Origin of the sequence: Paraburkholderia phytofirmans PsJN (assembly GCF_000020125.1) — a bacterium.
Classification (GTDB): domain Bacteria; phylum Pseudomonadota; class Gammaproteobacteria; order Burkholderiales; family Burkholderiaceae; genus Paraburkholderia; species Paraburkholderia phytofirmans.
This window is the reverse complement of record NC_010681.1, coordinates 1,256,884-1,269,335: the sequence shown is the minus strand read 5'-3', so window position 1 is coordinate 1,269,335 and position 12,452 is coordinate 1,256,884. Positions and strand designations below refer to the sequence as shown.

At 62.3% G+C, this 12,452-nt stretch carries 12 protein-coding genes; 7 read left to right on the top strand and 5 right to left on the bottom strand.

The genetic code is table 11. From position 1 onward, the window contains the following. Entirely contained in the window at positions 1 to 1,320 is a 1,320-nt protein-coding gene (locus tag BPHYT_RS05525) for an ATP-binding protein (RefSeq protein ID WP_012432167.1), read from the bottom strand. Further along, positions 1,304 to 2,029, bottom strand: coding sequence for a response regulator (locus tag BPHYT_RS05520; protein ID WP_012432166.1), 726 nt, complete (start codon positions 2,027 to 2,029; stop codon positions 1,304 to 1,306). Before BPHYT_RS05520 ends, BPHYT_RS05525 begins: the two co-directional genes overlap by 17 nt. A gap of 220 nt (positions 2,030 to 2,249) precedes the next feature. Between BPHYT_RS05520 and BPHYT_RS05515 the strand changes: the two genes are divergently transcribed. Then, positions 2,250 to 2,780 carry a periplasmic heavy metal sensor gene (locus BPHYT_RS05515; RefSeq protein WP_012432165.1) on the top strand — a complete coding sequence of 177 codons (531 nt, stop codon included), beginning with the start codon at positions 2,250 to 2,252 and terminating at the stop codon, positions 2,778 to 2,780. Positions 2,781 to 2,980: 200 nt separating this feature from the next. Here BPHYT_RS05515 and BPHYT_RS05510 read toward each other — a convergent pair whose 3' ends face one another. After that, complete coding sequence (locus tag BPHYT_RS05510; protein ID WP_012432164.1) at positions 2,981 to 3,691, bottom strand: pirin family protein; 711 nt, start codon at positions 3,689 to 3,691, stop codon at positions 2,981 to 2,983. Between the two features lie 696 nt (positions 3,692 to 4,387). Here BPHYT_RS05510 and BPHYT_RS05505 point away from each other — a divergent pair. The 4 genes from BPHYT_RS05505 to BPHYT_RS05490 all read left to right on the top strand — a co-directional run bounded on the left by BPHYT_RS05505 (position 4,388) and on the right by BPHYT_RS05490 (position 8,355). Beyond that, positions 4,388 to 5,077: an ABC transporter permease gene (locus BPHYT_RS05505; protein WP_012432163.1), complete on the top strand. Its 690-nt coding sequence runs from the start codon at positions 4,388 to 4,390 to the stop codon at positions 5,075 to 5,077. Beyond that, positions 5,074 to 5,787, top strand: coding sequence for an ABC transporter permease (locus BPHYT_RS05500; protein WP_012432162.1), 714 nt, complete (start codon positions 5,074 to 5,076; stop codon positions 5,785 to 5,787). Before BPHYT_RS05505 ends, BPHYT_RS05500 begins: the two co-directional genes overlap by 4 nt. Positions 5,788 to 5,833: 46 nt before the next feature. Beyond that, entirely contained in the window at positions 5,834 to 6,613 is a 780-nt protein-coding gene (locus tag BPHYT_RS05495) for an ABC transporter ATP-binding protein (RefSeq protein ID WP_012432161.1), read from the top strand. 590 nt (positions 6,614 to 7,203) lie between these two features. Continuing rightward, on the top strand, positions 7,204 to 8,355 hold the full coding sequence (locus BPHYT_RS05490) for a porin (RefSeq protein WP_012432160.1): 1,152 nt from the start codon (positions 7,204 to 7,206) through the stop codon (positions 8,353 to 8,355). A 257-nt stretch (positions 8,356 to 8,612) separates the two neighbouring features. Here BPHYT_RS05490 and glnK read toward each other — a convergent pair whose 3' ends face one another. Beyond that, on the bottom strand, positions 8,613 to 8,951 hold the full coding sequence (gene glnK / locus BPHYT_RS05485) for a P-II family nitrogen regulator (RefSeq protein WP_006048444.1): 339 nt from the start codon (positions 8,949 to 8,951) through the stop codon (positions 8,613 to 8,615). Between the two features lie 126 nt (positions 8,952 to 9,077). Then, positions 9,078 to 10,778: an NAD+ synthase gene (locus tag BPHYT_RS05480; RefSeq protein ID WP_012432159.1), complete on the bottom strand. Its 1,701-nt coding sequence runs from the start codon at positions 10,776 to 10,778 to the stop codon at positions 9,078 to 9,080. A gap of 143 nt (positions 10,779 to 10,921) precedes the next feature. Between BPHYT_RS05480 and BPHYT_RS05475 the strand changes: the two genes are divergently transcribed. Both BPHYT_RS05475 and BPHYT_RS05470 read left to right on the top strand, forming a co-directional pair. Further along, positions 10,922 to 12,091, top strand: coding sequence for a GNAT family N-acetyltransferase (locus tag BPHYT_RS05475; RefSeq protein WP_012432158.1), 1,170 nt, complete (start codon positions 10,922 to 10,924; stop codon positions 12,089 to 12,091). A 9-nt stretch (positions 12,092 to 12,100) separates the two neighbouring features. Continuing rightward, complete coding sequence (locus BPHYT_RS05470; RefSeq protein WP_012432157.1) at positions 12,101 to 12,430, top strand: GIY-YIG nuclease family protein; 330 nt, start codon at positions 12,101 to 12,103, stop codon at positions 12,428 to 12,430. The last annotated feature ends 22 nt before the right edge of the window (positions 12,431 to 12,452 follow it).

The following is a 12,452-nucleotide window of genomic DNA, read 5'->3' as shown; positions in this document are numbered from 1 at the left end:
TCAACCCCAAGCGCTCTCCGAGGCCGCCGCGACCCGCGGCAACACGTCGAGCGGAAAGCTCATCAAGACTCGCAACCCACGGCCGCCGTGGTTGCCGATCTCCCACTCTCCTCCCGCACGCCGCACCAGCCGCTCGACAATGGCGAGCCCCAGGCCGCTATGGCCATTGCCGCCGCGCGCGGGATCGAGCCGCACGAACGGCCGGCTGGCGTTGATCAGATCCTGAGCCGCGATGCCGCTGCCGCTGTCGCTCACCGACAAAGTGAAGCCTTGCGCGGTACGCTCCGTGGCCACGACGACCGGCGGCGCGCCGTAGGCATGCGCGTTGTCGAGCAGGTTCGACAGAATCCGGTCGAGCGTGGCGGCCGGCAACAGGAACGCCGGCCCCGCGTTGAGTTCGGTCTGCACGGTGGGTGTACCGGAGGTCACCGCGCGATAGCTGCGTACGATCCGCTCGCACTGCGCGTCCACTTCGACCGCCTCGCTGCGATCGGCGCCGTCGTGCGCGAACACCAGAAACTGTTCGACGATATGCGTCATGGAATCGACGTCGCGCACCACGCCGTCGCGCATCTTCACTTCGTCCATCATTTCGGCGCGCAACCGCAAACGCGCGAGCGGCGTTTTCAGATCGTGCGCCACGCCCGCCAGCATCACGGCGCGATCGTTCTCCGTGCGCGCCACTTCCTGGACCATCTGATTGAAACCGTGCGTGAGTTGACGCAACTCGCGCGGCCCGCGCTCCGGCACAGGCGGCACCGGCTGACCGCGGCCGAAACGCGCCACCGCCTGGGCGAGCGAGCGCAAGGGTTGTTGCAGCGCCCACGCGGCGAACAGCGCCGCCATCACCGCGAACGAGAAAATGATGGCAAGCCACAGCACCGTGCGGTCGAGCGAGCGTGGCGTGCGCAACGGCTGCACCGGCACGACGATCCAGCTTTTGTCGGAGGGGGCGCGCACCCATAGCGTGGGCGGCCGGCCCGGCTGGCCGATGCGCACCTGCGTGCCGGACGGCATGCGGTCGCGCGCGTCTTCGACGAAACGTTCGAGCGGCGGCGGCATGTCCGCGACCTCCGGCGGCACTTCCGGGCTCGCCGGATCGACCAGTTTGACGCGCGACGGCAAGGGCTGATCCGGCGACCGGGCGACGTGCTGACGCACCGCGTCGACGAGGAAAGTGGCTTCTTCGACCGCGTAGCGCGTTTGCAGTTGACTGCGCTCGAGGCGCATGAGCGCGTACCACGCGAAATGCGACAGCAGCAGCACCGCGACGACTAGCAGCGCCAGCCGCCCGAACAGCGAATCAATGGGCCGGCGCATGCTGTTCGCCGTCGGGCACGAACACGTAGCCGCGGCCGCGCACCGTTTGAATGAAGCGCGGCGTGGACGGGTCGGTTTCGAGAATGCGGCGCAGACGCCAGACCTGCACGTCGATGCCGCGGTCGGTGCCATCGTATTCCGGGCCGTGCAGCAATTCGAGCAGGCGCTCGCGCGTGAGCGTGCGCATGGGGTGATTGACGAAAATCTTCAGCAACGCGAATTCGCTGCCCGACAACGTGAGCGGCTTGTCTTCCAGATGCAGCGTGCGCGACTGGAAGTCCAGCGTGAAGCGGCCGAAGTTGAACGGCTCGCGCTGTTCCGGCGCCGCCGCTGACGGCAGCGTGCGGCGGCGGCGCAGCACCGCCTGCACGCGCGCCAGCAACTCGCGCGGATTGAACGGCTTGCCCAGGTAGTCGTCCGCGCCGAGTTCCAGTCCGACGATACGGTCGACGTCGTCCGCCCGCGCCGTGAGCATGATCACGGGGATGTCGTCGCCCGACGCGCGCAGCTTGCGCAGCGCGGTGAGCCCGTCGACGCCCGGCATCATCAGGTCGAGCACGATCAGATCCGGGCGCTCGCGTTCGAGCCTGCGCTCGAGCGAGCCCGCGTCGTGCAGCACCGAAACCTCGATGCCCTGGCGGGCCAGATAGTCGCGGAGCAGATCGCGCAATTCGACGTCGTCGTCGACAACAAGTATTTGAGTAGCCATGGGATGAAGTTTAACGCGCAGCAGGAAGGGTTTTCGATTTCAAACCGGCCCCAAGGGTTACCGGGTGTTACGGTGAAAGGTGTGCGTAATCCCCCGTAATAGCCGCATCCTGCCACGTAACACAGCGATCTGCGCAGTTCTCTACGCTGTGTCTTACCGAATGCAGGCCGTTCACTTTAACCGGTTGCATCGTCGGCTATTCCATTACAGGGAGTCTCACATGTCTACCAAAAAGATCTCGCGCGTTCTCGCCGTTGCCGCCACTGCTCTCGCCGTCGGCGCGGGCGCTGCCTATGCCGCACAACCCAATGCCGACCATGGCGGCCCTGGCGGCTGGCACGGCCACTTCATGAAGGAACTGACGCAACTCCACGATCAGCTGAAGCTGAACGCGGATCAGGAAAAGCAGTGGCAAGCCGCGCTCGACACCATGAAGCAGAACCACGAAGCCATGCGCGCCAATCATGAGCAGATCAAGAACCAGTTCAAGGCCGCGCAGCAGCAGCCGATCCTGGATCTGAACGCCATGGCCTCCGCGCACCAGCAGGTCGAACAGAAAGACGCACAATTGCGTCAGCAAACCTCGGATGCGTGGCTCAAGTTCTACAACGGCCTGAACGACCAGCAAAAGACCACCGTCAGCACGGCGCTCAAGCAGCGCTTTGCGAAGATGGAATCGCGTCACGAAAAGATGCGTGAGCACTGGGAGCATCGCAAGGGCGCGGCATCGGCACCGGCGGCCAATCAGTAAGCGGCTCGCTGTAGATGCACAGACGGCTCGCGCGGCCGTCTGTGCTGCTGAATGCGAAAACGCCACGCAGGCTTGCCCTGCGTGGCGTTTTTTTCTACGGTGCGACGCGCCGCGCGCGGACCGCCGTGATGCATTCGTGAGGCGTGCTCGTTGCGGCTTCAACTATTCCTTTAGTGAAAGCGCGACCAAGCGACGACGGCTTAGCCGTTGAGCTGCCCCAGATCGAACAGCAGCACTTCGGCATTCTCGCCCTTCTCAAGCGTCACGGTATCCGTGTCGCTGAGCTTGGCGGCGTCGCCTGCACGGAGCGCTTCGCCGTTCACCGTCAGCGCGCCGCGTGCCACATGCACATACGTCAGACGCCCTTTAGGCTGCGCGAACGTCGCCGTTTCTTCGCCGTCGATCAGCGCCGCGTAAATCGATGCATCCGCATGGATCGTCACCGAACCGTCGCGGCCGTCGGGCGAAGCGACCACACGCAGGCGGCCGCGCTTGTCGGCGGCATCGAAGCGTTTTTCCTCGTAGCTCGGCTGGTCGCCCGCGCGTTGCGGAATCACCCAGATCTGCAACAGATGGGCGGACTCGTCCTGCGACGCGTTGAACTCGCTGTGCTGCACACCCGTGCCGGCGCTCATGCGCTGCACGTCGCCGGGCCGGATCGTCGAGCCGTTGCCCATGCTGTCGCGGTGAGCCAGCGCGCCCTCGAGCACATACGTGACGATTTCCATGTCGCGATGGCCGTGCGTGCCGAAGCCCTCGCCGCCGGCGATACGGTCTTCGTTGATGACCCGCAGCGGGCCGAAATGCACGTGCTGGGGATCGCGATAGTCGGCAAACGAGAAGCTGTGATACGAGTCGAGCCAGCCGTGGTTGGCGTGACCGCGTTCTTCGGAGCGGCGAATCTCGAACATGGAAGGACTCCTGGTCAGTAAATAGCGATGCCGAGAATGTATGGGCACGGCCTGCACTAAACAATCCGCGCGGGTGCACCGGATCGTTTCATAAATCCGCGCAATCGGGCGTGGTGAGAAAACGCGGCGACGTCGCGCTCGCACAACGCCCATGCACGCCAGTTTGCCGCCGCCGGCGTCCCGGACTGGCGCCTCATCCGTGTTCGGGTAAAATACCGCCCTTTTCGAGATCGCGTGGGCGCCGAAGGCGCACCGGCGGGTCCGGCATGACGGGCCGCGATGGGATGGCCGCCGGTTTCAGACCCACGCCGGACTGCCTCGATGCAGTGAATGGACGCGTGCCGCTCCGAAGCCGAAACCCTGGGCGGCGCGACAATTTTGACCGCCTAGAATAGCGACGGCCAATCGAGTCCAGACCCTGAATCGAGAAAACGCACGCAGCACCCACGAAACTCGGGGCTCGCCCGCATGGGCTTTCGCGAGGCTTCGTAATACAGTCGGCAGTAGATTCACCCGCAGTTTCACAACAAGAGTCGAAAAGCGCGCTGCAAGACCGGCAACGGCCATGCAGTCATGATTTGCACAGCGGTGCGCTGTGCGCCGCAGGTCACAGCGAGCCCAGGCTCGCGGCAAACGCGGCGCAGAGTTGGCCGCGTCTTTCGCGGTGTGTCGCAAACACATCGTCAAGGACCCCCTATGTTCCTTCAAGGCTACGGCCCGCTGCTCCTCAACGGCACCTGGCAAACCGTCAAACTGGCGGTGTTGTCGCTGGCGTTCGCTTTCGTGCTGGGCCTGCTCGGCGCGGCGGCGAAACTGTCGAAAAACCGTTTCTCCTACGGCGTCGGCACCGTCTACACCACGCTCGTGCGCGGCGTGCCCGACCTGGTGCTGATGCTGCTGCTGTTCTACAGCATCCAGATCTGGCTGAATAACCTGACCGACTTGCTCGGCTGGGACCAGATCGACATCGATCCCTTCGTGGCCGGCGTCGCGGTGCTCGGCTTCATCTACGGCGCGTACTTCACCGAGACCTTCCGCGGCGCGTTTCTCGCGGTGCCGCGCGGCCAGCTCGAAGCCGGCGCCGCTTACGGCATGACCGGCTGGCAGGTGTTCACCCGCGTGATGTTCCCGCAGATGATGCGCTTCGCGCTGCCCGGCATCGGCAACAACTGGCAGGTGATGGTGAAGGCCACCGCGCTGGTGTCGATCATCGGTCTCGCCGACGTGGTCAAAGCTTCGCAGGACGCGGGCAAGGGCACGTTGCGGTTCTTCTTCTTCACCCTGTTCGCGGGGGCGATCTATCTCGTCATCACCACAGTGTCCAACTTCGTGCTGATGTACCTCGAAAAGCGTTACTCGACCGGCGTACGAAAGGCGGATCTATGATCGAGATCATTCAGGAATACTGGCGCAATTATCTCTATACCGACGGCTACCGCCTCACCGGTGTCGTGATCACGCTGTGGCTGCTGGTGGTGTCGATCGGGCTCGGCTTCTGCCTGTCGATTCCGCTTGCAGTGGCGCGCGTGTCGAAGAAGAAGTGGCTCTCCAGGCTGGTGTGGCTGTATACGTATGTGTTCCGCGGCACGCCGTTGTATGTGCAACTACTGCTTTGCTATACCGGCTTGTACAGCCTCGAGATCATTCGCAATCACGAACTCACCAATGCGTTCTTCCGCGACGGCATGCATTGCACGCTGCTCGCTTTCACGCTGAACACCTGCGCGTACACCACCGAGATTTTCGCCGGCGCGATCAAGGCGACGCCGTACGGCGAGATCGAAGCCGCGCGCGCGTACGGCATGTCGTCGTTTACGCTGTACCGGCGCGTGATTCTGCCGTCGGCCCTGCGCCGCGCATTGCCCTACTACAGCAATGAAGTGATCCTGATGCTGCACGCCACCACCGTCGCGTTCACCGCGACCGTGCCGGACATCCTCAAGATCGCGCGCGACGTGAACTCCGCGACGTATCAGTCGTTCAACGCGTTCGGCATCGCCGCCCTGCTCTATCTGTGCATTTCTTTCGCGCTCGTGTGGCTGTTCCGCCGCGCCGAGCGCCGCTGGCTCGCTTACCTGCGGCCGCAAGGCAAGTAACCCGAGGCACCGCGCCCTCAGCAAGTAAGCACGCCCAAGGATCCTGATGAACAACAAGAAGCAGAAGCTCTTCGTCGACGAGCTTCATAAACAGTACGGCGACAACGAAGTGCTCAAGGGCGTGTCGCTCAAAGCGAACGCCGGCGACGTGATCAGCGTGATCGGCTCGTCCGGTTCGGGCAAGAGCACGATGCTTCGCTGCATCAACTTTCTCGAGCAGCCGAACTCGGGGCGCATCTTCGTCGACGGTGAAGAAGTGCGCACGCAGATCGGCAAGAACGGCGCGCTGCGCGTGTCGGACCCGAAGCAGTTGCAGCGTGTGCGCACCAGGCTGTCGATGGTGTTCCAGCACTTCAACCTGTGGTCGCACATGAACGTGCTCGAGAACATCATCGAGGCGCCGGTCAACGTGCTGGGTCTGAAGCGCAAGGAAGCCGAAGACCGCGCGCGTGAATATCTGGAAAAGGTTGGGCTCGCGCCGCGCCTGGAGAAACAGTATCCGTCGCATCTGTCGGGCGGCCAGCAGCAGCGCGTGGCGATCGCACGCGCGCTCGCCATGCATCCCGATGTGATGCTGTTCGACGAACCGACCTCCGCGCTCGACCCCGAGCTGGTCGGCGAAGTGCTCAAGGTCATGCAGACGCTCGCCGAAGAAGGCCGCACGATGATCGTGGTCACGCATGAAATGGCTTTCGCGCGCAACGTGTCGAACCACGTGATGTTCCTGCATCAAGGCCGCGTGGAAGAAGAAGGCCACCCCGACGAAGTCTTCAGGAACACGAAGAGCGACCGGCTCAAGCAGTTCCTCTCCGGCAGCCTCAAGTAGCGGCCGAAGCACAGCCCGCTATTTGGGTTGTAGTCAAAGTAGTATTACAAGGCGCTTACCAGCGCCTTTTTTGTTTCGCTCACCTGTGCATTCCGTCGATTTCCGCCGCGAAAACCGCGCCCCACAAGCCTCCCGCCCCCGCCAATCCGCCCTACTCTGCCGCATTTGAAGCGTCAATAGTGGCAATCCTTAACGTTACCCGCGCCGATCCGTGATTCCCTTGTCGCATAAGGGTTTCCGCGTTTTTCGAAGCGGTTGTAACGGGTCGTTGCGCACATTGTTATTGCAATTTGGAGACATCGATCAAGGCAGGTACTAATTTCTTCTCCCAGTTCAGGGTATTTTTGATAAATTAGTAACCAAAGTAGCAAAACAAAGTTCATTAAAAGTAGTTTCACTTCAAAGCACAGAGGAGAACCGGTCGGCGAGGGATCGGCATGACGACCAGATAGCCCCAAGGCTACACGTCACGGCAGGAGACCCAATCCACCCGCTAATCTCCCTGGTACCGATTTCTGTTCGGCGCAAATCGCGGCCGAGCACCATTCGCAGTACTGGGTTTCACTTTTTGACAGGGTATGGAGGAGAAGATGAAGAAAGCTTTGCTCGCCGCTGCGCTGATGACAGCCGGTGTTGTTGCGCACGCCCAAAGCAGCGTGACGCTGTACGGCCGCCTTGACGCCGGTATCGAATACATGACGGGCGTTCCGCAAGGCTCGAACGCAGCTGGCTCGGCAACGGGCAGCACGAACCGTTGGCGCGCGGAAAGCGGCGACTGGGGTACCAGCCTGTGGGGCTTGAAGGGCGTTGAGGACATCGGTGGCGGCAACAAGGTCCTGTTCCAGTTGGAAGGCTCCTTCAACACCATGACGGGTGCAGGCCCTGGCGGCGGCGGTCTCTTCAATCGTTGGGCAACTGTCGGCCTGTCGAACGACGCATACGGTACGTTCACGATGGGCCGCATGCTCTACATCTCGAACGGCGTGTGGGACTTCGACCCGTTCGGTCAATCGAACTGGTCGTCGGCATCGCTGGTGCGTGGCCGCAACTGGCCGCAATCGAGCAACAACTTCGCGTACCAGTCGCCGAAGATCGCAGGCTTTGACTTCTACGGTCAATACGCGCTGTCGAACGCAACGAGCTGGAACGGCAACGGCACGACCGCTCAAGGTCGCGAAGCTGGCGCACAGGTCACCTACACGAACTCACTGTTCCAGGTTCGCGGTCTGTACGACGAAATCCGCAACCCGGCTAACGGCGTGCTGTACGGTCCGTCGGCAAGCACGGTCAACCCGGGCAACATCGGCAGCGGCGTATTCGCGGCATCGCGTGAATACTCGGCTCTGTTGAACGTGTTCCTCGGCCAGTTCAAGATTCAGGCTGCTTACCAGGCTGTCCGTTCGGCAGGTGCACAGAACGTTCTGCCGGGCCAGCCGACGACTCTGGATCACGAATGGGGCGGTGTGACGTGGCAAGCAACGCCGGCAGCGGCGCTGATTGCAGCGGTCTACCACGTGAACGGCAACAATGGCGCAGGCAACGCGACGATCTACACGGTCGGCGGCTCGTACAACCTGTCCAAGCGCACGCTGCTGGACATTCAGGTCGCAACGACGCAAAACAGCAAGACGGCTAACTACGGCCTGAATGCAAACAACGCAGGCACGTCGACCAGCACGGACAACCCGCTGCCGGGTCACAGCCAAACTGGCGTGTACGCAGGTATTCAACACTCGTTCTAATCAAACGGTGTTCCCCGAAGGAATTTCCTTCGGGGTGTAGTCAAGAGTTCTTCAAGAGAATCTTTTTCACGCTGCTGCGAGAGGCGCGTATCGGTGCGATGTCCGAAAGGGTATCGCACCGTTTTTTATTTGAGCGCGCGGTTTGCCACTGCCTGAGCGCACCTGTGCGGTGCATTCATGCTGATGTCGTGCAGCTGACTACGTTGGCAAGTTTCCGCCGCTCGATTCCTGCTTTACCAAAAACGAACTCAGCTGCGTCAAACCGCTGCTTCGTTTTCTTCGCCGGTGCGAATGCGGATCACGCGCTCGACGTCCGCGACGAAAATCTTGCCGTCGCCGATCTTGCCCGTACGCGCCGCGCCGATGATCGCATCGATCACCTGGTCGCACTGGTTGTCCGCCACCACTACCTCGATCTTCACTTTCGGCAGAAAGTCGACCACATACTCTGCACCACGATAGAGCTCGGTATGGCCTTTTTGCCGGCCAAAGCCTTTGACCTCGGTCACGGTCAGCCCGGTGAGGCCGACTTCAGCGAGCGCCTCGCGCACTTCGTCGAGTTTGAACGGTTTGATGACTGCAGTGATGCGCTTCATGGCGAACCTCGTCTCGTGTCTGGAAGAGTGAAAGGGAAATGGATGATTTTTATTCTACGCCGCGCCGGATGCGTTGCGGCAATCCGGCGCGCGCTTCGGGTAAGTCCGCAGCGGTTCGCTTAACGCTCACTCCACCGGTTCGGTGTAGCGCGACGTGATCGGATAACGCCAGTCGCGCCCGAACGCACGATGCGTGACGCGAATGCCGATCGGCGCCTGACGCCGCTTGTATTCGTTGATCTTGATGAGGCGCGTGACGCGTTTGACGTCGTCGACCGCATAGCCCGCCGCGATGATTTCGGCGAGCGAGCGGTCCTCTTCCATGTACATGCGCATGATCGCGTCGAGTACGTCGTATTCCGGCAAGCTGTCCTGATCGGTCTGGTTCTCGCGCAGTTCCGCCGAGGGCGCGCGCGTCAGAATGCGCTCGGGAATGACGTCCTGTTTTGCGAAGGTGGTCGCCTGGTTGCGGTAGTGGCACAAGCGGTAGACGAGCGTTTTCGCAATGTCCTTGATGACCGCGAAGCCGCCGGCCATGTCGCCATACAACGTGCAGTAGCCCACCGCCATTTCGCTCTTGTTGCCGGTGGTCAGCACGATCGAGCCGAACTTGTTCGACAGCGCCATCAGCAAGGTGCCGCGAATGCGCGCCTGAATGTTTTCCTCGGTGGCGTCTTCGGCGCGGCCGGCAAATTCTTCCGCGAGCGAGCTGCGGAACGCGTCAAACATTGGCGCGATCGCGATTTCGTCGTAGCGCACGCCGACGCGGCGCGCCATGTCGGCGGCATCAGTAGTGGAAATATCCGCGGTGTAACGCGACGGCATCATCACCGCGCGCACGCGATCCGCGCCGAGCGCGTCGCACGCGACGGCCAGCACCAGCGCCGAATCCACGCCGCCCGACAGGCCGATCAAAGCGCCCGGGAAACCGTTCTTGTTGATGTAGTCGCGCACGCCCATCACGAGCGCGGCGTAAACCTGCGCCTCGATCGACTGCTCCGGCGCGATCGGCGCGGGCAACGGCTTGCCGTCTTCGAATTCGACGATCGCGGTCGCTTCCTCGAACTGCGCCATCTTCGCGACCAGCTCGCCCCGTGCGTCGAGCACGAACGAGCCGCCGTCGAACACCAGTTCGTCCTGCGCGCCGACCATGTTCACGTAGACCATCGGCAATCCGGTCTCGCGAATCCGCGCGCGCAGAATGTCGAAGCGCACCGCTTCCTTGTTCAGGTGATACGGCGAGCCGTTCGGAATCAGCACCACTTGCGCGCCCGCCGCCTTCGCCATTTGCGCAGCCGACGCATGCCATGCGTCCTCGCAAATCACCACGCCGTACTTCACGCCATCCAGTTCGAACACGAACGGCTGCGGGTCCGACGCGAAATAGCGCTTCTCGTCGAACACCTCGGTGTTGGGCAAATCCTGCTTGCGATACGTCCCGCGTACTTCTCCGCCGACGATCAGCGAGGCCGCGTTGAAGGTATCGACCGGCGGCACGCCGCGCTCGATCGGCGCGTTTGCATTACCATGGCCGTGCGCCGCGTTATGCGTGACGTCGCGCAGCGGATGCCCGACGATCACATGCAAGCCGGCGAACGGCTTGAGTTGCGTGGCGAGGTCGGTTAGCGCCGCCGCGCTCGCAGCATAGAACGCGGGACGCAGCAGCAGATCTTCGGGCGGATAGCCGGACAGCGCGAGTTCAGGCGCGATTAGAAGCTTCGCACCATCGTTGTGCGCGGCACGCGCGGCAGCGACGATCTTCGCGACGTTGCCGGCGAAGTCGCCGACGGTGACATTGATTTGAGCAAGAGCGATTCGGGTCTTCATGGCAGGATCGACAGGCAAGCCGACGTGGCTTGCGAGTACCGCGGCTGGTTAGCTCGACGGAATGGACAAATCGGATAAACGAACGGTGTGGCGCCTGATTACCACTAGCGCGCCGCGCCGCTCATTGGGAACAGTCACACAGATTGAACCAGGAACGCTTTGATTATCGCACGGGCATTCTGGCGTCGCCCTCCGAGGTAGACGCCGCCGAGTGGAATGCCCTGCTCGCGCAGCAGTCTCAGCCGACGCCGTTTCTGCGGCATGAGTTTTTGAGCGCCTTGCATGCGACCCGCTGTGCGGTTGCGGATACCGGCTGGGCGCCGCAATTCGTCACGTTGAGCGACCCGCGCACGGACAAGCTCGTGGCCGCCGCGCCCGTGTATCTGAAAGGGCACTCATACGGCGAGTACGTGTTCGACTGGGCATGGGCCGACGCCTACAAGCGCAACGGCTTGCCGTATTACCCGAAGTTGTTGTGCGCGGTGCCGTTCACGCCGGTGCAGGGCAACCGGTTGTTGTCGGCGGATACGCATGCGCTCAGGCACCTGGCCGCGACGCTGATGGCGTTCGCCGAGCAGGCCGACGTGTCGTCGCTGCACGTGCTTTTCCCCACCGAAACGGAAGCCCCAGCGCTCACCGACATGGGCATGATGCAGCGCGAAGGCGTGCAGTTTCACTGGCTCAACGACGGCTATCGCGACTTCGACGATTTCCTCTCCACGCTCGAACAGAAGAAGCGCAAGAACATTCGCGCCGAGCGTCGCAAAGTGCACGAGGCCGGCGTGACGATGCGCCGGATTCGCGGCGAGGACATTCAGGACGCGGACTGGCGTTTCTTCAGCAAGTGCTATCGGCAGACGTACCGCGAGCACTTTTCGAGTCCGTATCTGAACCTCGATTTCTTCCGCATGATCGGCGCGTCGATGCCGGAGAACCTGCTGCTCGTGATCGCCGAATACGAAGGCAAGCCGATCGCGAGTTCGCTGGTGGTGTATCAGCGCGACGCGAAAACCGGCGGCACGCTGTACGGCCGCTATTGGGGCGCACTGGAACACGTGCCGTGTTTGCACTTCGAAACGGCCTACTATCAGCCGCTCGAATTCTGCATCGAGGAAAAGCTCGGCGCGTTCGAAGGCGGCGCCCAGGGCGAGCACAAGATGGCGCGCGGGTTTCTGCCCACGGTCACGCGCTCGGCGCACTGGCTCGCGCACCCCGCGTTCGCCGATGCGGTCGGCCACTTTCTCGACAACGAAAAGAACAGCATCCACGCATATGTGGATGAACTGCGCGAACACAATCCGTTCAAAGGCTGAACCGCATTCATGGCCTGGTTTCTCTATCTTCTTGAATGCTCGGACGGCAGCGTTTATACCGGCATCGCCGTCGATGTGCAGGCGCGCTTCGACAAACACGTGAGTGGCGAAGGCGCGCGTTATACGCGTTCGCGCAAGCCGGTGCAGGTGCTGGCGTCGTTCGAATTGACGGATCGGTCTACTGCTTCGCGCGCGGAGTATTGGGTCAAGCGGTTGTCGCCTTCCGAGAAGCGGGCGCTTGCAGCGGGACTGCGCACGCTCGAATCGGTGATGCCATTGCCCGAACCCGAACCGGCTGTCGACGAAGAGCAAGCTGAGGAAAAAACCGGCGCGTCCTGACAACGCTTCAGGTTCGCCCTTC

Excerpts from the sequence above, each read along its gene's own strand:
- BPHYT_RS05525 (WP_012432167.1), bottom strand. The coding sequence starts at position 1,320 with ATGCGCCGGCCCATTGATTCGCTGTTCGGGCGGCTGGCGCTGCTAGTC.
- BPHYT_RS05520 (WP_012432166.1), bottom strand. The coding sequence starts at position 2,029 with ATGGCTACTCAAATACTTGTTGTCGACGACGACGTCGAATTGCGCGAT.
- BPHYT_RS05515 (WP_012432165.1), top strand. The coding sequence starts at position 2,250 with ATGTCTACCAAAAAGATCTCGCGCGTTCTCGCCGTTGCCGCCACTGCT.
- BPHYT_RS05510 (WP_012432164.1), bottom strand. The coding sequence starts at position 3,691 with ATGTTCGAGATTCGCCGCTCCGAAGAACGCGGTCACGCCAACCACGGC.
- BPHYT_RS05505 (WP_012432163.1), top strand. The coding sequence starts at position 4,388 with ATGTTCCTTCAAGGCTACGGCCCGCTGCTCCTCAACGGCACCTGGCAA.
- BPHYT_RS05500 (WP_012432162.1), top strand. The coding sequence starts at position 5,074 with ATGATCGAGATCATTCAGGAATACTGGCGCAATTATCTCTATACCGAC.
- BPHYT_RS05495 (WP_012432161.1), top strand. The coding sequence starts at position 5,834 with ATGAACAACAAGAAGCAGAAGCTCTTCGTCGACGAGCTTCATAAACAG.
- BPHYT_RS05490 (WP_012432160.1), top strand. The coding sequence starts at position 7,204 with ATGAAGAAAGCTTTGCTCGCCGCTGCGCTGATGACAGCCGGTGTTGTT.
- glnK (WP_006048444.1), bottom strand. The coding sequence starts at position 8,951 with ATGAAGCGCATCACTGCAGTCATCAAACCGTTCAAACTCGACGAAGTG.
- BPHYT_RS05480 (WP_012432159.1), bottom strand. The coding sequence starts at position 10,778 with ATGAAGACCCGAATCGCTCTTGCTCAAATCAATGTCACCGTCGGCGAC.
- BPHYT_RS05470 (WP_012432157.1), top strand. The coding sequence starts at position 12,101 with ATGGCCTGGTTTCTCTATCTTCTTGAATGCTCGGACGGCAGCGTTTAT.